The sequence below is a fragment of the Anabaena azotica FACHB-119 genome (assembly GCF_014697625.1).
GTDB classification, from domain to species: Bacteria; Cyanobacteriota; Cyanobacteriia; order Cyanobacteriales; family Nostocaceae; genus Trichormus; species Trichormus azoticus_A.
Window position 1 is genome coordinate 1 of the sequence record NZ_JACJSG010000067.1, and the last position, 20,030, is coordinate 20,030.

Annotated in this window: 22 protein-coding genes and 1 pseudogene; 14 read left to right on the top strand and 9 right to left on the bottom strand. The window is 40.4% G+C overall.

Features of this window, described 5'->3' with window-relative positions; all coding sequences use genetic code 11:
* Together H6G83_RS36560 and H6G83_RS31220 are read right to left on the bottom strand one after the other, a co-directional pair.
* Positions 1–73, bottom strand: a pseudogene (locus tag H6G83_RS36560) (IS200/IS605 family transposase); the annotation flags it as partial.
* 201 nt (positions 74–274) lie between these two features.
* On the bottom strand, positions 275–559 hold the full coding sequence (locus tag H6G83_RS31220) for a DUF2470 domain-containing protein (protein WP_190479420.1): 285 nt from the start codon (positions 557–559) through the stop codon (positions 275–277).
* Positions 560–860: 301 nt separating this feature from the next.
* Here H6G83_RS31220 and H6G83_RS31225 point away from each other — a divergent pair, with 301 nt between their 5' ends.
* Entirely contained in the window at positions 861–1,616 is a 756-nt protein-coding gene (locus tag H6G83_RS31225) for a metallophosphoesterase family protein (protein ID WP_190479421.1), read from the top strand.
* A gap of 428 nt (positions 1,617–2,044) precedes the next feature.
* Here H6G83_RS31225 and H6G83_RS31230 read toward each other — a convergent pair whose 3' ends face one another.
* On the bottom strand, positions 2,045–2,899 hold the full coding sequence (locus H6G83_RS31230; RefSeq protein WP_190479423.1) for a M48 family metallopeptidase: 855 nt from the start codon (positions 2,897–2,899) through the stop codon (positions 2,045–2,047).
* A gap of 403 nt (positions 2,900–3,302) precedes the next feature.
* Between H6G83_RS31230 and H6G83_RS31235 the strand changes: the two genes are divergently transcribed.
* Entirely contained in the window at positions 3,303–3,833 is a 531-nt protein-coding gene (locus H6G83_RS31235) for a DUF4330 domain-containing protein (protein WP_190479425.1), read from the top strand.
* Positions 3,834–3,907: 74 nt separating this feature from the next.
* Here H6G83_RS31235 and H6G83_RS31240 read toward each other — a convergent pair whose 3' ends face one another.
* A complete protein-coding gene (locus tag H6G83_RS31240) occupies positions 3,908–5,653 on the bottom strand; it encodes an Rqc2 family fibronectin-binding protein (RefSeq protein ID WP_190479427.1) in 1,746 nt (581 codons plus the stop codon).
* 378 nt (positions 5,654–6,031) lie between these two features.
* On the opposite strand from H6G83_RS31240, the gene H6G83_RS31245 reads away from it, so the two are divergent.
* Positions 6,032–7,228 (top strand): sigma-54-dependent Fis family transcriptional regulator, encoded by a 1,197-nt coding sequence (locus H6G83_RS31245; RefSeq protein ID WP_190479429.1) that lies wholly within the window; start codon positions 6,032–6,034, stop codon positions 7,226–7,228.
* The gene (locus H6G83_RS31250) at positions 7,221–7,604 is read left to right on the top strand and encodes a response regulator (protein WP_190479431.1); all 384 of its coding nucleotides are present in this window, start codon (positions 7,221–7,223) and stop codon (positions 7,602–7,604) included. The genes H6G83_RS31245 and H6G83_RS31250 overlap by 8 nt, the downstream gene beginning before the upstream one ends.
* A 10-nt stretch (positions 7,605–7,614) precedes the next feature.
* Here the strand turns inward: H6G83_RS31250 and H6G83_RS31255 are convergent, their stop codons facing one another.
* Positions 7,615–8,313, bottom strand: a complete 699-nt coding sequence (locus H6G83_RS31255; RefSeq protein WP_190479433.1) for a Uma2 family endonuclease — start codon at positions 8,311–8,313, stop codon at positions 7,615–7,617.
* 183 nt (positions 8,314–8,496) lie between these two features.
* Here H6G83_RS31255 and H6G83_RS31260 point away from each other — a divergent pair, with 183 nt between their 5' ends.
* From H6G83_RS31260 to H6G83_RS31275, 4 genes are all read left to right on the top strand, one after another.
* Positions 8,497–8,754 carry a hypothetical protein gene (locus tag H6G83_RS31260; RefSeq protein ID WP_190479435.1) on the top strand — a complete coding sequence of 86 codons (258 nt, stop codon included), beginning with the start codon at positions 8,497–8,499 and terminating at the stop codon, positions 8,752–8,754.
* A 315-nt stretch (positions 8,755–9,069) separates the two neighbouring features.
* On the top strand, positions 9,070–9,378 hold the full coding sequence (locus H6G83_RS31265; RefSeq protein WP_190479437.1) for a DUF3181 family protein: 309 nt from the start codon (positions 9,070–9,072) through the stop codon (positions 9,376–9,378).
* 64 nt (positions 9,379–9,442) lie between these two features.
* Positions 9,443–9,655 carry a hypothetical protein gene (locus H6G83_RS31270; RefSeq protein ID WP_190479467.1) on the top strand — a complete coding sequence of 71 codons (213 nt, stop codon included), beginning with the start codon at positions 9,443–9,445 and terminating at the stop codon, positions 9,653–9,655.
* A gap of 24 nt (positions 9,656–9,679) precedes the next feature.
* Positions 9,680–9,889, top strand: coding sequence for an acetyltransferase (locus H6G83_RS31275; RefSeq protein ID WP_190479439.1), 210 nt, complete (start codon positions 9,680–9,682; stop codon positions 9,887–9,889).
* A 252-nt stretch (positions 9,890–10,141) separates the two neighbouring features.
* On the opposite strand, the gene H6G83_RS31280 is transcribed toward H6G83_RS31275, so the two are convergent.
* Entirely contained in the window at positions 10,142–10,618 is a 477-nt protein-coding gene (locus H6G83_RS31280) for an ABA4-like family protein (protein WP_190479441.1), read from the bottom strand.
* A 279-nt stretch (positions 10,619–10,897) separates the two neighbouring features.
* Positions 10,898–11,938, bottom strand: coding sequence for a cobalamin biosynthesis protein CobW (gene cobW, locus H6G83_RS31285; RefSeq protein ID WP_190479443.1), 1,041 nt, complete (start codon positions 11,936–11,938; stop codon positions 10,898–10,900).
* Between the two features lie 197 nt (positions 11,939–12,135).
* On the opposite strand from cobW, the gene H6G83_RS31290 reads away from it, so the two are divergent.
* From H6G83_RS31290 to H6G83_RS31310, 5 genes are all read left to right on the top strand, one after another.
* Positions 12,136–12,681 (top strand): S8 family serine peptidase, encoded by a 546-nt coding sequence (locus H6G83_RS31290; RefSeq protein ID WP_190479445.1) that lies wholly within the window; start codon positions 12,136–12,138, stop codon positions 12,679–12,681.
* 21 nt (positions 12,682–12,702) lie between these two features.
* Positions 12,703–13,122: a hypothetical protein gene (locus tag H6G83_RS31295; protein WP_242044963.1), complete on the top strand. Its 420-nt coding sequence runs from the start codon at positions 12,703–12,705 to the stop codon at positions 13,120–13,122.
* Between the two features lie 805 nt (positions 13,123–13,927).
* Complete coding sequence (locus tag H6G83_RS31300) at positions 13,928–15,175, top strand: bifunctional sterol desaturase/short chain dehydrogenase (protein WP_190479447.1); 1,248 nt, start codon at positions 13,928–13,930, stop codon at positions 15,173–15,175.
* Between the two features lie 262 nt (positions 15,176–15,437).
* Positions 15,438–15,932, top strand: a complete 495-nt coding sequence (locus H6G83_RS31305) for a DUF6174 domain-containing protein (RefSeq protein WP_190479449.1) — start codon at positions 15,438–15,440, stop codon at positions 15,930–15,932.
* A 118-nt stretch (positions 15,933–16,050) separates the two neighbouring features.
* Entirely contained in the window at positions 16,051–16,941 is an 891-nt protein-coding gene (locus H6G83_RS31310; protein WP_190479451.1) for a hypothetical protein, read from the top strand.
* A gap of 388 nt (positions 16,942–17,329) precedes the next feature.
* Here the strand turns inward: H6G83_RS31310 and H6G83_RS31315 are convergent, their stop codons facing one another.
* Positions 17,330–18,493: a glycerophosphodiester phosphodiesterase gene (locus H6G83_RS31315; RefSeq protein WP_190479453.1), complete on the bottom strand. Its 1,164-nt coding sequence runs from the start codon at positions 18,491–18,493 to the stop codon at positions 17,330–17,332.
* A gap of 476 nt (positions 18,494–18,969) precedes the next feature.
* On the opposite strand from H6G83_RS31315, the gene H6G83_RS31320 reads away from it, so the two are divergent.
* A complete protein-coding gene (locus H6G83_RS31320; protein WP_096682280.1) occupies positions 18,970–19,233 on the top strand; it encodes a DUF3146 family protein in 264 nt (87 codons plus the stop codon).
* 95 nt (positions 19,234–19,328) lie between these two features.
* Here H6G83_RS31320 and H6G83_RS31325 read toward each other — a convergent pair whose 3' ends face one another.
* Positions 19,329–19,778, bottom strand: coding sequence for a pre-16S rRNA-processing nuclease YqgF (locus H6G83_RS31325; RefSeq protein ID WP_190479471.1), 450 nt, complete (start codon positions 19,776–19,778; stop codon positions 19,329–19,331).
* Positions 19,779–20,030 lie beyond the last annotated feature (252 nt).

A 20,030-nucleotide genomic window follows, 5' to 3' on the forward strand; every position in this document is an offset into this window, starting at 1 on the left:
GCCTGTATTTAACACACCATACAATATGATATTCAATTGCATAAACATAACCCCTTCCGTGTTTTACTTCCATACTTTATCTTACCATGTGCGTAACCATGTGTAAAACCAAATATGGAAATATAGAGCGCCTAACTCATGACTCGAAGTCACGAGTGTGCGGCTTGAAGAAATCAAAACTTACGCAACGAAAGTATTCACCATGTGAGGGTGTAGGGGTGTGAGAGTGTAAGAGTTTTGAACATTTATACTTCTATACCCTTCCCTCATACTTTTACTTTGCCTGAACTCTTGCCTGCTTGACCATTGCAATTAGAGTGTGATGAGCATCTTCTGCATCTGCTAAAACATGGTCAAACTGGATACGAACAGGGACAGATTCTCCATTGACTTCGGCAGTTAAATCCATACCTTGGGCATCAATTGCTAGCAATTGGGCGGAGTCAGCTTGGTTAACTCCGCCAAAAACCTGAGCATAGAGAACTACCGCATCGGCATGGTCTTCATTCATGTGGCTGCAAATGCGTGAGCTAATTTCCGCAGAAAACTGTTCAGACATTGTTAAAATGGAAGATTATTAAAATACCTTAATAAATTTTAAGCTAACCAAGAGTACATTTACCTCTGTAGTCCAGAGCGGATTTATAAAGAAACATCTAAAATATCTTTAAATTCTTCAAGTAGTTTTTATAGCAGGGGACAGGTGACAGGTGACAGCCGCTTAAGCTTATCAGCTATAAGGATTTGATGATTTATCCATGTCCTAACCTATGTGGCTACTGCTATACCTATCATTGCGGAATCCTAATTACTTAAACTGTAGCAAAAGTATTCAACTGAGATATTCCAGTTAAGAAGCGATGAGTCAAACTAGTCAACGTCGAATAGTTATTGGGGATGTGCATGGACACTACGAGGGATTGATGACTTTGTTAGAAGCGATCGCTCCAGGTGCGAATGATGAAGTATATTTTCTGGGAGACTTAATTGATCGTGGCCCCCATAGCTCATACGTAATTGATTTAGTTCAAAAAAATAATTATCTGTGTCTGTTGGGAAACCACGAGCAGATGTTACTAAACGTTATCAGCAGTGATATCTCGGTTGCGACAATGCAAGCATGGCTACATAGTGGAGGTAATGCAACGATCGCCAGTTATCAAGATAGAAGCATTCCCGAAGAACATTTAGAGTGGTTGCATAGTTTGCCTACATATCTAGATTTGGGTGATGTTTGGTTGACTCATGCTGGTCTTGACCCCCGCCTATCGTTGTCAGAACAAACAGCAGAGCAGTTTTGCTGGATTAGAGAAGATTTTCACAGTATTCGCCAGCCCTACTTTCCTGACAAGTTGATCATCATTGGTCATACTATCACCTTTACCTTCCCTGGTGTAAATCCTGGTCAATTAGCTCAAGGTCAGGGCTGGCTTGATATAGATACTGGTGCATACCACCCGCGTAGCGGTTGGTTAACAGGTTTAGATATTTCAAATAACTTAATCTACCAAATTAATATTTTTACAGACTCGCTACGCACCATACCCTTAGAGGAAGGAGTAGTTCAAGTTGATCCAGCGCAAATAGCTGTCCGTCGTAGCCAGCAGCGAGCGTAGGTTAGGGGCTGGGGATTGGGGATTGGGGATTGGGGATTGGGAAACTTGAGTAAACCTTAATATTGTAGTAGCGTGGCAAGGCTAAAATAGTGCAATAAGTTTCCTCTCTAACCTCTGTGTCTCTGTGCCTCTGTGGTTAATTAATGCAACATTTTAAGCTTGCCACGCCAGTAGTAGCGTGGCAAGGCTAAAATAGTGCAATAAGTTTCCTCTCTAACCTCTGTGTCTCTGTGCCTCTGTGGTTAATTAATGCAACATTTTAAGCTTGCCACGCCAGTAGTGGCGTGACGGACTAAAATGTGGCAATAGATTTGAGAAAAATTGAACGCAGATAAACGCAGATAAACGCAGATGATAGATTGGTATTGCACTATTTTAGTCTGGACACGCTAGTATTTAATAAATAGCTTCTCAGCAATCAGCACTTCTTATAGTATTGACCGGATTTTAGCTCGATAGGCGGCATTATCTAAACCGCCGCCTCCTTGATTAGGTTGGGAACTGATCGCACGTCTGAGAGAATTGATGCGATCGCTAGTTCCAGGGTGAGTACTTAAAAATGTTGGCAAACCTCCGCCGCTTTTGACGAGCTTCTGCATAAAAGAAACCATTGCTGAGGGAGCATAACCAGCCCTAGTTAAAGTTCTTAATCCCCTTGTATCCGCATCATATTCATCTTGACGGCTGCGAGGACGGTTTAGCGCTAGTTCCACACCAATTCCTACAGCTGTGTTGCGGTCTAAACCTGCTGCTGAGGCTACACCACTGGCTAGCGATTTTTGACGCATCTGTTTTACTAGATGTCTACCGCCAACGTGACCGATTTCATGAGCCATAACACTGGCTAGTTCTGCTTCATTGTCTGCGGTTTTGATTAAACCTGTATTTACATAAACAAAACCGCCTAAAGTGGCAAAAGCATTGACAGCATCATCTTCCACTACTTGAAATGTAAAAGGAAGATTAGGGCGATCGCTATAAGGTACTAAGCGCTCTCCAATTTGTTCTACATAGCGGTTGATTGCTGCATTGCGCGAAAGTCTCACTTGACCACTACGCAATTCTTGATTCATCTGAGTGCCTAGTTCAACTTCTTGGCGATCTGACATATTAGACAACTGAAGTACTTGCACTCCTTGAAATAAAAGCGGTCGTAAATCTAAAGCTTTGCCAACTAAAGGTGTACCTAAACACACCCCTAAAGCGACAAGCACTGAAATTAATGGATACAACAAGCGTCGCCGCCACACAAGGTAATTTGCAACCAAGCCTTTCCTATTCATATCAATCCAGCTAGAAGACAATTTCGGGAGAACATTAATTAATATGACGTATCTACATTTTCTAAGTTGCATATTAACTAGTCATTAGTCATCAGTCAGTTGACAGTTGACAGTTATCAGTTATCAGTTATCAGTTATCAGTTATCAGTTATCAGTTATCAGTTATCAGTTATCAGTTATCAGTTATCAGTTATCAGTTATCAGTTATTTTCCCCTGCTCCCCTGCTCCCCTGCTCCCCTGCTCCCCCCACTCCCTCATCTCCCTCATCTCCCCACTCCCCATTCCCCAATCTCGTGATAAACTGGCGCGTAACTGCAACTGCCATTAGTGGAAAAGTTGCTGTGTAGTTGATAAAACTTGTTGTTAGGATCAATTACTTCCTGTTGAGCTGGAAAATATTCTATGGCTATTTTAGATTCCAAAGGTCGCTTGTTTGGCAAAGTAAACATCCTTGATTTAGGCGCTTTGCTAGTTATTGTGTTAGTTATATTTGGTATTTTCGTATTTCCTGGTACTTCCAGCACTGTTGCTCAAATCAATGCTAAAACAGTACCTATAGAGGTAGATTTAGTGGTGCGCGGGTTGAATGTGCGCGATCCACAACAGTTATTTGCTAATGGTTTACAGAAGGGTGGTAAAACCAAAGTTATCATCCGCAATCAGCCTTATGGTGAGATTGAGATTAAATCTATAAAAGTTCTACCCAGAACAGTAGTAGTTTCTCAACCAGATGGTTCTGTTAAAGAATTACCAGATCCCAAAGCTAACAACTTTAGTACCGATATGCTTTTAACCTTGGATGGTAAAGCACAAGTGACTCAAGACGGCCCAGTTTTAGGTAACAGTAAGGTGAAAATTGGTATGCCTTTTGAATTGGAAGGCTTTAATTACAATTTTAACGCTACTGTCATTGATCTGAGATTGCAAAGTTAGGGACTGGGGATTGGGGGCTGGGGATTGGGGATTGGGAAGAAAAAGCTGTAGCCTGTAACCTGTACCTATAACCTCTAACCCCTAACCTCTAGCCCCTCTAACGAGACTAACTGCGGTTTTCCCCAAATGATGCGTTCTTGCTTGTAAATGGCAATTCCTGGTTTAGCGCCTTTGGGTTTATAAACATATTTGGGTTCAGTGTATACGACTGGTACTTGGTCACTTTGGCGACCGCGACTGTAGTAAGCTGCTAAATCGGCTACACATTGCAAGTCAGTTGCTTCTGGAACTGTACCAGGGTCTAAACGTAATAGTACATGACTGCCAGGGATTTCTTGGGCGTGGAACCATAAGTCATAATCCCCAGCTACCCGAAATGTTAGTTGGTCGTTTTGGCGATTGTTGCGACCAATTAAGACTTGAAAGCCGTTAGGGGTACGATAGTTGTGGAAGTTAGTGGTAGTTTCGTTGTTATTGTTGCGGCTGCGGTACTCTAATTCTTCTAAATATTTTTGTCCTATTAATTCGTCGCGAATTTCTTCTAAGGCTTGCAAATCTTCGGCGGTTTGGTAATTATCTATTTGCGAAATTGCGGCTTCTACTTGTTCTAAATAATCGATTTCTGCTTGTACTTCTTGCAGTAATGGTTCGACGGCTGCACGGGCGCGTTTGAGTTTTTGGTGCTGTTTGTAGAGATTTTGAGCATTTAGCACCGCATTTTTATCTGGTTGAAGTGCGATCGCTACAGGTTCACCTGTCTCAAAATCAGGTAAGATAATCTCTTTCATCCCCGGTTGCCAAGTTTGCAAATGCGCCATCAATAAATCAGCTTTTTGGCGATACTCATCGGCTCGGTCTGATTGTTGCAGGCGATCGCTAAATGTTTGGGCTTTGTTACGTAATTTACCTAAAATATTACTCAATTTCTGAGTTAATTGATGCCGTAATTGGGCAAATAATTGTTGATTTAGCTGTGCTGTATAGTATTCGTTGATTAATGTTTGGATATCTTTTGCTGGTGCAACTGCACCCCAACCCATGACTGTATATCCGTTCTTCATCCAAGCTGGGTGATATTTGCTACTATCTAAAGCTTGTAGCCATTCTTGCCAGCTTGTAAATAATCTTTGCCAGTCTTCACTAGTTAAGCTATCGGTGGAAGTTTCTGGTATAATATCGGCTGCTAATAACATCGAATCTACCAAAACCGCACTCAAGCCGCTATAACTTTTGAGCAACTGACGCTTAATTGCACCTGGAACTAAACTCACCCGTTCTTGCCAGCGTGCTTGAGTTTCTGGCAAACTGGGGATAGTTCCAGTGAGTTTTGGCGGTGTTTCGTAGGGTTGTCCGGTTTGTATGGGACGCACGCTTGATTGTTGCTGACTGACTTGATGAGCAGCAGTAATAATTGAATCGTTGGCATCGGTGAGGATGACATTACTGTATTTGCCCATGATTTCCGCGTAGATGTGATATAGCACCTCATCACCAGGGCGACGAGCAAATTGTAAATCAATTACACGCTCCCAGGGTGCGATCGCCTCAATTGCGACTAAAGCTAACCCCCCCAACTGATGAACTAATTGTTGGCTGAAGGTAAAGGTATCTGGGGCGCGTGGTGGTGGATCACCAATACAAATATGAGCTGCTTGAGGATGCCAAGATATTTGTAACCAACCTCTCTGGTTGAGGGTACGTAAGGCTATGGCAATAGTGTAGCGATCGCGTTGATAAACTTGCTCTAGACGCGATGGTAGCCACTGAGCGCGGAGTTCGCTACAAGTAGCTGTCAGGGTCGTAAAATCTACTGGTTGCACAACAATTAGTCAACCCCATCGGGGAAATTTAAAATTGACAATGAATACAGTATCAGTCTTTAGTTGATTTGGAACGGTTAATTATCTTACCAAGTTTGGCGGGGTGGAAACCGATACCGTTCATTTTACGCTTTATGTAGTCATCAACTTCTAGCTTATATACAGCAGTTTCGCTATTCGTGAAATACTGTAGAGACGTTACATGTAACGTCTCTACATGGTTTTGGGTTTTACACTTGTACCTCATTTACTTGCAAACTGCTGTAATTCTTGGTTAATAAAATTTTTATGCCAGTAATTAAATAATTAGCTGACTATCACAGCAACCGGGCTTAACATTAGAATACCTATAAATTATAAATTAAAAGTATTAGAGCCATGTCCACTTTAGAGCATGATCCGTTAGAAGCAGGACGTGTATATAAAAGTATAGGCGCATTACCAGAGAAAATGCTGCGTTCCACAATTTATCGTGCGTGGGAGAGATCCCATTTACAAGGAGCCGATCCCCGCGCCTTGCAAGCAGAAAAACTCTCAAGTTTAGAGACAGAGCGTTTAGTACAGCAGCATAGTCATTTGCTGAATGCGGTGCGTCCTTATTTTCAAATTTTATCGCAGGCTGCGGGGAAAGAACCTCATGCGGTAATGTTAAGCGATCGCCAGGCAGTATTGCTAGGTTTAGCAGGTGATGAACAAACCATAAACACAGAATCTTTTCCACAAGCTGGTTCTTTATTATCCGAAAGTGTAGCTGGGGCTAATGGTATCGGTACACCCTTAGCAGAGGAAAATTATGTAGAAATTGTCGCCGCCGAGCATTTTATTGATGGCTTTCAGCCTTTTACTTGTCAAGGTATTCCCTTACGTAACGAAAAACAGGAAATTGTCGGAATCTTAAGCATTTCATCACAACGCCAAGATGCAGGACAGCGCTTAAAAGAAATATTACTTTGTGCGTCTCGTGCTATTGAAGCAGAATTTTTGATCACAAATTTAGAAGCAGATATTCATCGTGTACTGGTGTCACAACCCGATGACTATCAATCATTAGAAAAACTACGTCAGGATATCATTCAAGCACATCACGCCGCACGCCTAAAATTAGAAGTCAGCTCTCGTATGGTAGCAGTAAATCGCTTAGATTATGCCAAACAACTACTGCAACAGGCGGGAAAATCAATTCGCATATTTCAGTATCAGGTTGCTATCTGGCGTAACTTAGCTTCCAGTGAAGTTGGTTGTGTCGAAGCTATCTCCCTGACTGATACTATCCAAGACTTAGTGGAATTACTCTCCACTGAAACCGCCATCCGTCAAGTAGAGGTGATCACGAACTGGCAAGAGCCAATTACAGTAATTACCGAATCAGCAACTCTTCTGCGCCGTTTGTTACGATATTTTTTGCAATCTTTAGAGAAAGCAGGTAAAGGGGGAACAATAGAAATAACTGCACATAGGATGATAAATTCCGAAATTATAGTAGTGAAGTTTATGCCCATTGCAGTCTTAAATACATATACAGAACCCACCCCATTGATATTTTTTCTACCAGCAACAATCAAGAAATATGAATAATCAAACTTTAGGAAAAGGGAAAGTTTTAATAGCTGATGATGATGATGACAGTCGGATCATGCTCTCTTTTATATTGCAGGAAGAAGGTTGGGATGTATACGAGGCTTGTAACGGTAAAGAAGCTGTGGAAAAAGTCATAGAAGACAAGCCTGATCTCTTGATTTTGGATAATAGAATGCCGGAGTTAACTGGGGCTGAAGTGTACCAGTATCTACAAGCAAAAGGCATTAATATAGCCGTGGTTTTAGCTACAGCACACGGCTATCTGGACGAATTAGCTTCTTCTTTAGGTGTGACTCATTTTATTAAAAAACCCTATGAAATCCCTAAATTATTGAAAATGGTAGAGTCAGCTTACGCTAGTTGCCGCAACTAAGCCGACTGCTTCAGCGTGGCGGCAGGTTATTGGGATCAACGCCAAGACTACGCAAATATTCTGCTAACTGTTCGGCACGTTGACGCTCTTGTTCGGCACGTTGACGCTCTTGTTCTAACAACAACTCAGCTTGTTCTGCTCGTTGATCTAGTTCTATCGAGGTTAAAAATCTTTGCCCATCTGGACGGTAAATTATTGGTTCTCCCAGACCAGTCGCAAATTTAATCCCTAAATGTGGACTAACCCAGCCGTCCATTTGCCACAATTTAGTTAAATGCTCATTTTGCCTCACCCAACCATTTAGTTGAAAACTTTCAGGGTCATATAAATAATATTCATCCACACCATAGGTATCGTAAAATTCCAGTTTACGATCCATGTCTTTGCTATCGTTACTAGGGGAGAGGATTTCAAAAACAACTTGTGGGGGAATATTCTCTTCTTGCCATTGACGGTAAGAACCCCGTTTACCCTTTGGTCTACCAAAGACAACCATGACATCGGGTGCAACTGGTGTAATTAACTGAGAACGGATAGGATACCAAAGCAAATCCCCAGCAATAAAAACATTATCATTACTGGCAAATAAAATCTCTAAATTTTCTTTAATTAAAACAATCCAACGAAATTGCTCTGTATTATCTGCCATTGGCTTGCCGTCGCTGTCAGGAAAGAGAATATTAGGGTCTATTTGCCCGTAGACAGTCATAGGATTTAACCCAGTGTAGATTTTACCTTTAATTATGGCAGGAAAAATCTGCCATTTTTTGTTTTCATGGTTAACTAAGTTGACGGTTAACGGTTAAGCGTCAACAGCCTACAAGAAGGTATATGCAGCTTAGATCCGCAACAGCTTATAATCAGTTTGTGTTGAAATATGTAACAAATATTTATGCCTCCTCGTTGGCCTCGCAAACCCGATCGCAATGATCCAGAATTTCGCAAGTTAGATGACCGGATGAATTTTGCCGTCCATGTAGCTGTGGCTGCAACCATTAACTCCGGTTTATGGTTTTTTCATAACCTCACATATGCTACATGGGAATGGCTACCGCCTGTAACTGGTGGTTGGGCTATTGTATTGTTAGGACATCTAATTTATATTGCGGCGATCGCTGATTACTCACCCACCCCGCCTAAATCCACCTGAAGATGGACTAACCAAGCTAGGGCAATTGTAACCTGTGGTAGTACAGTCATCTGTTGAATTGCGCCATAATGTTGAGTAGTTGTTATAGCAGGGGACAGGGGATAGGTGACAGGTGACAGGCTCAACAGCTTTTGCTATTAGAGTTTGATGATTTATGTATCTCCTAATCTATGTGGCTACTGCCATATCAACTACGTTCACAAAAAGGAAGGGAAAAGAGGTTAGAGGCGCTTAGGCTAGAGGTTATAAACTGAGAATAAAAAACTCAAATCTCAGCACTTAAGACTCAGCACTTTTTCATATAGGGTGATTTTTATGGCTAAGACTAACACTACAGAGTTGCTAGAAGCCCTAGCAGCCGAAATTGGCGAAAATGTTTATATAGATATTGCCAAATGGCATCTATATTTATCTGATGCCAAACTACATACCGTCGTTGCTGAACAATTGTATCCTTTAATTACTACTAACTCCATCACAGAAAACCGAGTTGTCAAAGTACTAGAATCTATGACAGTAAAAATTGGTGGTGGTAAAAAAGAACTGCCTTTAATTGATTTACTACCACTACAATGTCAGGTAAATTTGGTTGACATTTTAGAAAAATATCAACGCGAAATATAATTTTTTCCTGAAACTATTAAAGCATTTAATGTTGTTGCACCCCTGGCTTTAGGAGGTGATATATATACCTACCCGTGAATTTCACGATGAATATACTCTAGCAGAAACAGCAGATAAATTAGGAAAAGAAGCGGTGAAACTAAATCTAATACCTAGTTTTGTCGTGCGTTATTTTCCTGATAGTAGGCAATATTACATCCCTAATGAAACCAATGAACCTTTAACGCCAGAGGAAGCGTATATGCGCTTTAAAAAGTTAATCGAAGAGTCTAATTAAACAGTTAATAGTGAGGACATCTGTATGTTTTTACAAATCAAAGACAGTAGCGATTTAGTCAAGATTGTTGACATTAAGGAGTTGATAGACCCGAATATTGATACTGTGCATGGACAAGAGCAAGAAGGACAAGAAGAACAAGAGACTGATGCTTTTAAAAAAGAAAGTCTTGTCTTCCCTTCTGGTGAAAGTCTGCCACGTTGTTGGCTAGATGCAAATTATAAGAACGCTTAAGTTTTTAACTTAGTTCATAAATAACAAGACCCCCAAGTTTTGATAAAAATTGGGGGTTATTTATCTGAGTTAACACCAAACCTAACCCCCAAACCCCTTCTCTTGTAGGGAAGGCGGATCAATCAATGTAGAGACGTTGCATGCAACGTCTCTACATTTGTAGGAGAGGTTTTTTAGACACCGTGAAAAGTCAGGTTATTTATCGGCGTTTATCGGCGTTTATCGGCGGTTAATTATTCTATTGATTTATCATTAACTACCTGTTGAAGAAACAGCTTGTTCTGGTGATGTAGCACCACTGGGAAAATTGGGAGAAATAGCTTTAGTAATCCAATAAGTAAAGATGTGTGATAAAACTCCTAAAGGGCCAGCAAATAAACAAAGTATTAAGGAATGAATTGTCCAGATTCCGGTTTTTTGCCCCTCCCAATATATCCAGCGTCCGACAAATAAATCCATCACAAGAAAATGAATCCAACCAGTTGCAGCAGCTTTTTCATCAGCAAAGAAACGAGCGATATCCGCTAATTGAGGGTTAGATAAAGCTTGAGCATTTTCGGGTGTAATGCTGGTAATGAACAAATATAAATATGCTCCAGCTAAAAACAAAAAAGGTATATATGATTCCATGACTCGCCTTGTGACTTTCCAATTGGGGAGAAGAATCATTAATGTCCAGAAAGGTAAGACAAAAATATTAGCTATATTGAATAGTTGCGTGATGTTCATAGGGGTTATATCATGTCCGCTTAAATACTTATCATATCGTGGGGGTTGGTAATTGGTAATTGGTAATTGGTAATTGGTAATGGTAGAAAACAATTAGTTATTCGTCATTACCCATTACCGACTAAACCAAGCATATCTTCAGCAATTAGCCGGACTTGATATTACAGGGTATAGGTTACAGTATAGAGGGTGTGCTTTTGCAGATATAGTTGTCGCTAGACATCATACAACCTCGACAATAAGCGGCTTTCTATGCTGTTCCCTGTTCCCTGTTATCAATTACAAAGCTACTAATTGTGACTCTATTTGTGTTGAGTTTAAATCACGACCAATGAAAACTAGGCGGGTTTGTCTTGCTTCTTGTGGCTGCCAAGGGCGATCATAAAATTTATCAAATCGATTACCTACGCCTTGCATGACTAAACGCATGGGTTTGTTGGGAACTGAGACAAAGCCTTTAATTCGGTAGATTTCTTGCTGGTTTGCTAGTGTTTGCAATTGTGCTTGCAGTTTTTCGGGGTCAAAATCTCGGTCTAAAATCAGGTGCGTTGAGGTGATGTCTTCGTCGTGGTCGTGGTCTTCTTCGGTGTCGTGATGGCTGGGACGGCTATCTAGGTTGTCTTCTACTGCGGCTTGGAATCCTAATAGTATAGATGGGTCGAGTTGACCGCGATCGCTCTCTACCATTTTCACCACTCTCGGCAATTCTTGCTTGACTAATTCCTCAATTTGTGCTTTAGTCTCGGCATCAACTAAATCAGTTTTGCTTAAAACCACCAAGTCTGCACAGGCTAATTGGTCTTCAAACAATTCTTGCAATGGTGTTTCATGTTCTAGACTATCATCAGCTTGGCGTTGAGCTGCGATCGCATCCAAATCACTCGCAAAAGTCCCCGATGCTACAGCAGCACAGTCTACCACCGTCACCACAGCGTCCACAGTAGCGGCGTTGCGTATTTCTTGCCAACGAAAGGCTTTAACTAACGGTTTGGGTAAAGCTAAACCAGAAGTTTCGATGACAATACAATCAATGCTATCTCGGCGTTTGAGTAACTCCTGCATCGTCGGGTAAAACTCCTCTTGGACGGTGCAGCACAGACAGCCATTAGTTAATTCAAAAATATTATTCCCGCCTTCCTCATCTTCAGGACAAACTTGACAGGATTTCAACAAGTCGCCATCTATACCAAGTTCGCCAAATTCGTTGACTAAAACTGCTATGCGACGACCTTGGTTATTTTGCAGTAGGTGGCGAATGAGGCTAGTTTTACCACTACCTAAAAAGCCTGTAATGACAGTAACGGGGATTTTTTGAGCCATGATCTAAGTAAGCCAGCAGCTAGGCGAAATTTTTACAGAACGGACTATAGCCATAGTACCTGAGTTGGGAGGAGAAACTTGTACATCTCTACAGAGGATTCATCTGTTACAAAGATTTTTAGAAATGCTATGACTCTATTAAGTATGTCACAATAGCTTCTAAGCAATTTAGTATGGTACTAGGAAACACTTAGACTATGCCGTCAATTGACGATAATTATTACGAGCCAATCTTTGCTGAGGTTTTAGAAATTTTACTTAATCAATATGGTATTTTACCTGTCGTAGCAATTGGGAATGAAAATCACGGTAATAGTAGTTCTCCAGGTAATGTTTACAATGCCTTTTCAGTGGGTGCAGTCGAAAAAACGGAATCTGATGATGTTGATGTTACTTTCTTTAGTAGTGGCGTAAGCTTAGTTTTTCCTGGTCAAACAAACCCTTTGGTAACTAAACCTGATGTGGTTGCTCCTGGTGTGCAAATTTATTCATCTATTCCTCCCAGTAAAGGCCCTCATGGTACTTATGAGTACAATTTCATGGATGGCACTTCCATGTCAACTCCTCATGTAGCGGGTGTAGCTGCTTTATTGATGGCTGCAAATCCAACGTCACCTGCAACTGATATAATAGAAGCACTGAAAACTACTGCCAGCCATCCTAATGGGAATGACTTTAGACCTTGTAACCGTTGGGGATGTGGATTAATTCAGCCTGTTGAAGCTTTGAAAGTTCTTACTTAAACATAATCGGGGATCAGCACGATGCAAATGCACGATGCACCCAATTTAAACAAGATTAGTCCTGAGTTTGCTGCTCGGTTAACTAATCTTGAGCCTCAACATAAAGTGCGTTTGATTGTATTACTTCAAATTAAAAATATTGAAGATTTAGCAAACAAGCGACAAACAAGGTCAGACCGCCAAGCAGCCATTAAAGCAATACAAGATTCAGCAAGTGAATCTTTCAATAGGATTCTTGGTATTATTGACAAGTTTGACGGAAAAAAATTGAGAGATAAACCTGATTTACTAGGCTCTATTCCTATTGAAATTGAAGTGGCTGGTGTTAATGCGTTAACTGCTTCTGATGCTGTTAAAGCTGTGATGGAAGACCAATCTATTTACCCAGCATATAGACAAAATTCATTTCCATCAACGCCTGCGCCATCCCGCCAGTCTTGAGGATCAGGTTTGCTAAAGTTGCAATATTAACTTTTTGTCCTAACGCCAAAAGCAGTCTTTGCTGTTATTTCACTGGTTGAGTAAAAACTAGCCCAATGAGTAACAAAAGGGAAAGAGTTACTAGCGTTTGTGCGAGATTGTTTCTATTGACCATATTTTTATCCCCATTTCACATAAATTAGTGCAATGAGGATAATGAAGATGGAATCAACTAATATTTAAATAGCTGGGGCTGAAGAAATTACTAACAATATCAACAGCGTCAAAACCAGAATGCTAATTTTAACAATCAGGTAAGTGCTAGGGTTATATATAGGAAAATCGTGAGTCATTGTACACCCCCTTTTATAACTACTGTAGAGTCTCATGAGGTATTGAACGAATCTATAGAAGCATTGAGTGCTTCTACATCTTTATTTTCTCTCAAACATAGATACAGGGTTGATAAATTAATGTTTAAGTAACATTTTTTAGTAATAGGACTTACGCAAGTCTCATAATCAAAATAATTGTAGGCTGCGTCAGCCCCAATAATTTCGTATATATTCAAGGATTTTCCACATCTGACGCACCCTACCCCATGTGCTAGTGGCGTAAGTCCTGAGTAAGTTACTGAAAATTCACTCTTATCTAAGTGTATTTGTGTGATATGATACTTGGGTTTGGCGATCGCCTATAACGACACCAACTAAATGCCGCAACTTTTAATCCTAAAATCGCCAATTGGGTTTGCTTTATAACTCTGGCTTAATCTATCCTGGTGAGAATATGAACAAAGATTAAGACAAGTAACGCGCACAACGACATGATACAGATATTGGCTCTTAACTTAACTGATATTGGGACTAGGTTAAAGATTGATGGGACGCTTGTAAATACCTGTTGGCAGTTTGCCATCTGGGGTTTTTTCTCCCTACTGCTAGCGGAGATACTCAGAGACAGTTACCACGCATTATGTCACCAAGTCAACTGGCTAAGTAAATGGCACAACAAGCATCATGCAGCATATCGCCGGGATTTGTCGATAGTTTCACTCAAAGCTTATCAAGAATCGCAACTCTATCACGACATTTTAGAGTCGAGTTTATTAGTAGTTGTATTAACGATAATTGCTTTAGTTGTCCCACAAATCGGTTTATGGTTGGGAGTTGTTTATGCTTGTACCTTCTTGCTTGGTGCGTCCCTGCGGTATTTTCAAGGAAGTATCGAAACAGATTACAATCACCTACCAGGGCCTTTAGAGACAATTCCCTCTGTTTGGTGGGTAAATCGCACTTACCATTGGCGACACCATTTTGATGATGTTGACGCTTATTATAGTGGTGTATTTTCTCTAGTAGATAAGGTATTAGGAACAGGACTTTCACTCAAAGGTAAAACTATTGCTATTACTGGTGCATCCGGTGCTTTAGGACAAGCTTTAATAGAACAATTGCGTCAACATAATGCTAAGGTTGTGGCGTTAACCACTAATCCAGATAAATTACCAACTGATGGCAGTATAAAAGTAATTCCTTGGCAATTGGGCAATGAATCTGAACTCAAAACTACTTTAGAAAAAGTAGATATTTTAATCATCAACCACGGAATTAATGTTTATGACCAGCGCACACCGCAAGCAATTAATTCTTCCTATGAGGTGAATACTTTCTCCGCTTTGCGACTGATGGATGTATTCTTAACAACGGTAACAGGGCCGCAAGCCAAAGCAACTAAAGAAATTTGGGTAAATACATCCGAGGCGGAAGTATCTCCAGCATTGAGTCCGCTTTATGAACTCAGCAAACGTGCATTAGGAGATATGGTCACTCTTAAGCGCTTAGATGGTGATTGTGTAATTCGCAAATTAATTCTCGGCCCCTTCAAAAGTCAACTCAATCCTTACGGAGTAATGTCAGCACAGCAAGTAGCGCAAATGGTTTTGTTTCTAGCGCGTCGAGACTTCCGCGATATTATTGTGACGATTAATCCTCTTACCTATATGTTATTTCCCTTGAAAGAAACAAGTACTTGGTTGTATTACAAAATTTTTAGCAAGACAACTGAAAAATAAAAATAGGCACATTTTGTCAATCATCCTCGTCTTCTTTGAGAAGTCGGGGATTTAATTATATTCAGCCTATATAAAAATAATCAATTAAAGCTGAAGAATTAGTATCCAGATGTGGTGATATCGTAGTCGTCAGATAGATGATACCAATTCTCCATGAAGTTGCGCCTAATAAACAATGTAGAGACGTTGCATGCAACGTCTCTACAGCGCAGAATAAAGTCCCCTGCCATAACGTCTGCAAAAAATTTACTCAACAAAATTTATGCGCTTATCTACTTCTATTAGCCTGGGATTACTTTTGTTTTTGAGCATGGCTACACCAACCATATCTCAACCTGCTTTAGCAAAACCACAATTAGTTGCTACTAATAAGCTGAATGTACGACAATTAACTTTTAATCGTAACTTGTGGAACAAGCAAAATATTTCGAGCTACCGCTATACTTTGAGTAACAGTTGTTTTTGTATAACTGATGCCAGAGGCCCTGTAATCATTGAAGTCCGCAATGGTAAAACAACTTCCATTACTTCTGTTGCTACTGGTAACCCAGTTAACCCAGACTTTTTTCAGAACTACGATACAATTCCCAAGCTTTTTAATGTAATTCAAGATGCGATCGCTCGTCAAGCATCTAGCCTAACTGTCAGTTACGATCATCAACTCGGTTATCCCAAGCAAATTAATATTGATTATGACGCTCAAATAGCCGATGAAGAATTATTTCTTACAGTTGAGAATTTTCAAGTAATTCAATAAAAGTTAATATTTTACCTATTCCAGCCATCTTTAGATATTTACTGGTGAATTTGTTGTAAAGTAATGCAAGTATTAATAGCCATGAGTCGATTGGTAGAACAATTAACTTGGGAAATTTATGGCAACACCAATTCGCATACTTTTACAAACAACGATCGCCACAAATGAAGATGACTGGAGTATATTTAGGTTTTCGCTATTGCAAGATTATTTAAACTCTATTCAAGATGAATCAGGAAACCCTTTATTTACAGTTGTAGCACGCGATCGCCTCTCAGATACCCCAGATGATGACCCGATTTTAAGTACACTAGATCAATCAGACTTTGATCAACTATGGCTATTTGCTCTCGATACAGGCGATGGTTTAACAGACAAAGATATTGCGGGGATTAACGCCTTTAGAAAACGGGGTGGTGGAATTCTGACAACAAGAGACCATCAAGATATGGGCTGTTCTATGTGCGGCTTAATTGATATTGGTGATGTCCATTATTTTAATACTAAAAACCCTGACCCTGATGATTCTCGCTGGAGCCGTGACGACCCGCATACCACTTATATTTCCTGGCCTAACTACCATTCAGGAGCCAATGGCGACTATCAAAAAGTTCTTCCTGTAGAGCCAGTTCACGAACTTTTATATAACCCTAATTCCCCTTCAGGCTTAATTGAATTTTTCCCAGCACATCCCCATGAGGGCGGTATCGGAGCAAAACCAAATAATCTCAATTCACGAGTAATTGCATTAGGGAAAAGTTTGTTTACTAGCCGTAACTTCAATTTGATTGTAGCAATTGAACATTATAAAGATACAGATGAAAATTACATAGGCAGAGCAATAGCTACTTCCAGTTTTCATCACTTTGTTGATTACAACTGGGATATAGAAAAAGGTTGTCCTTCTTTTGTTGATGAACCGTCTGGAAATGGAATGAAGACAGAACCTCGTGCATTGGAAGATATCCAAGCTTTTGTACGTAATGCTGCTTTGTGGTTAGCTAGGTGAGAGGGGACAGGAAACAGGGAATAGGGTTAACAATTAAAAATTCACGCATTCGCGCATTAAAGACATTTTGCCTACGGCACGCTACGCGAACAGTTGGGGATTTAAACCCCAACTGAAAATTTGCTACGTACAGACGTAGGGGTCTTTAACCCTCGGAATTACGATAATTTTACTACTAATGCCAATTTGAAAAAAGAATGTGACAGTAGGGGCGCACAGATGTGCGCCCCTACTCATCTGCGTTTATCTGCACGGCAGTTGCTTTAAGTCGGCGGAGCCGCCCAACGCACTGCCTCGTTTATCTGCGTTCAATTTTTTCCAAATCTATTGCCACATTTTAGCCTTACCACGCCAATACGGTAATTTATTTTCACTTGATAAATAACCGCTAATAACGGCGAAATAACCGTCTTAAAAGAGACCTAATATCAGATTTAATTTTATCTGGTTGAGGCGCTAAGGTAGAGCGTACAGCAACAGCAGTGTCTGGGTTATCACTAAATACACCATCAATACCCGTCTTGTAAAATCGCTTGTATTCCTCTTGTGGATTTCCTTGTAAGTTCGTGGGTAAGAAAACATCCTCATTGCGGAATGTCCAAGCGTGAACTAATAAACCCAGTGCATGAGCAGTATTAACTAAATTTGTAGGCGATGATAAGTTACCTTGACTATCTCTAGGAATAATCAAGTTTTTATTAGCACCTATTCCATCAGCATAGGTAGCAATTTCTGCCAAACCGTGAGGTGTAATTAAATCACTATACTGGCGAGAATCTCCCCTAACTACAAAATCATAGGGTTTTCCACTATTACTAATTAATTGTACTAAAGATACATTAGTTAGCCGATTAAGGTCTTTTAAGTTGCTCACTTCAAATGATTGAATGAAAACAGGTGCAGTTTCATCAACATACCCGTTTGCATTTAAAACCTCTACTAGTTTTTCTTCCATTGATAAACCAATGGAATCGAAATAAGTTGGATGTTTGGTTTCTGGATAAATACCTATAGTTCTACCAAGTAAAGCACTTTGTTGCTTTGCTAAATCAATGATTTCTTGCAAAGTAGGAATTTCAAATAAACCATTATATTGAGTATTCTGGGGACGGATAGCAGGAATTCGCTCGATCGCTCGCAGAGTTTTTAGTTCAGCCAGGGTAAAATCTTCTGTAAACCAGCCTGTAATGGAAACTCCATCTATAACTTTGGTGGTTTTGCGATCGCTAAACTCTGGACGCTGATAAACATCTGTACTAGTATCTGTAGTATTCAGCGTACCATCAGGATTTAGAACTGCTAAAGCGTTTTCGTGACGTGCCACTAAAACACCATCTTTAGTAGAAACTAAATCAGGTTCAATATAATCAGCCCCCATTTCAATAGCCAATTTATAAGCGGCTAAAGTATGTTCTGGACGATAACCGCTAGCACCCCGGTGTCCAATAACAATAGGCGGTTGAAGCGTTAATTTTCTGGCTAAGACTTTTTCGGTTGGCATAACTGTTAGTGTAGCCATTCCCAGCAAAAATACGCCAAAGAAATGTCGCATAATTTCTCCTCACAAGTATTTTGGTAACAGAAATTGCTGAAAGTAATTCAAGTGCTTGTGTTCAAAACACTGTTGTATGGGCTTGGAACTTGATTTACTAGAGTTGTTTGTGTAAAAATACTTAAGTAAGAATAGGAATCAAACGTTAACGTCAAGTTAAACACCAATTATCGGTGTTTTAAGTTTTTAATATTTCTATGGGAAATTGCTGATCATGAGTCAACAGTCAACAGTCCAGTAGGGGCGGGTTCAGCAAGAAATTCATGGGGAAAATAATATGTCAATTAAACCCGCCCCTACAACCATCAACAGTTTGAGGTGTAATCTACCTCCTTCAGATGAATAGTGACATATACCTATATCAATCACAAATACTCATTTTGTCAGTTTGTCGATTTGGACGAAGTTTGGTAAATAGAAGAAATAGCTTACATAGTTAAGCCTCAACTTTTGTTCCATACTTAACATCCAGCATTGTGAGTGCTAAACGTCTGCCAGAAACCACAGCCCATGTCAAAATTACCCGCCAATCCTGGCAACACGGCTTCCTAGAAGGTGAAGTGAGTGCTGGCGATTTTGAGTGGCATTTTCAATGGAATTTTCGTCGGGGAGAACTTTTAGTCAAACCTTCCCAAGGTCGGGCTTTAATTAAAGAACCCCTCGGTCGCTTTTTGGAACAGCAAGATTATCAGCTAGAGCCAGGAGGGGACTATGCTTTTAAGATTCGCGCACAGTTATAGCAGGGAACAGGGGACAGGGGACAGGGGACAGGGAATAGGCATAAAATCAGGTTTATAAGAGTACTAACTGTTGACTGTTGACTATTGACTATTGACTAATGCCCATTCACTGACTCTGTGAGCCGATTTAAGTATCGTTCGATTAAGAGGATGGCGACTATATCATCTATGGGGCGTGGGGGCTGACGCATTCCTTGTGGTAGTAACTTGGTGAGTCCTTTGGGGGGATACATCTGCCAATAGCGATCGCGTGCCTCTAAGGTACTATAGCGCTCGTCTACTAATACAATATTTAAAGCCTCGATTAATTCTTGCTGTAGTTGCTGTTTCCAGCGTTTAGCTGTGGTTTGGTTACCCATGACTAGCATCGAAATGGGAAATTTCTGCCTGAGTGTATTAATCATGGCGATCGCTTCTGGGGAAGGGACGACCTGATGATAATATAATTGCCGATCCAATCCCATCACTGCTAAACCACATTTATCTTTACCAGGGTCAAAGCCTAAAATAACTGGTTGTGTTGGAGAAAATTCACTCACAATCATCATAAATTCAAAATAAATTAATAAAAATAACTAGGTGACAGGAAACAATATCATGCTGTTGGTGGGCAGTGCAGCGCTCTACCTATATAGCAGGGGACAGGTAACAGGGGACAGGTGACAGGTTCAAGACCTGCTTACTACAAAGATTTTGTGATTCATCAATGTCCTAACCTATGTGGCTACTGCTATATCTCAAAAATTAATCATCAATCCTATATATTCGCCGCTTTTCTAATCGCTTTCCCCACTATC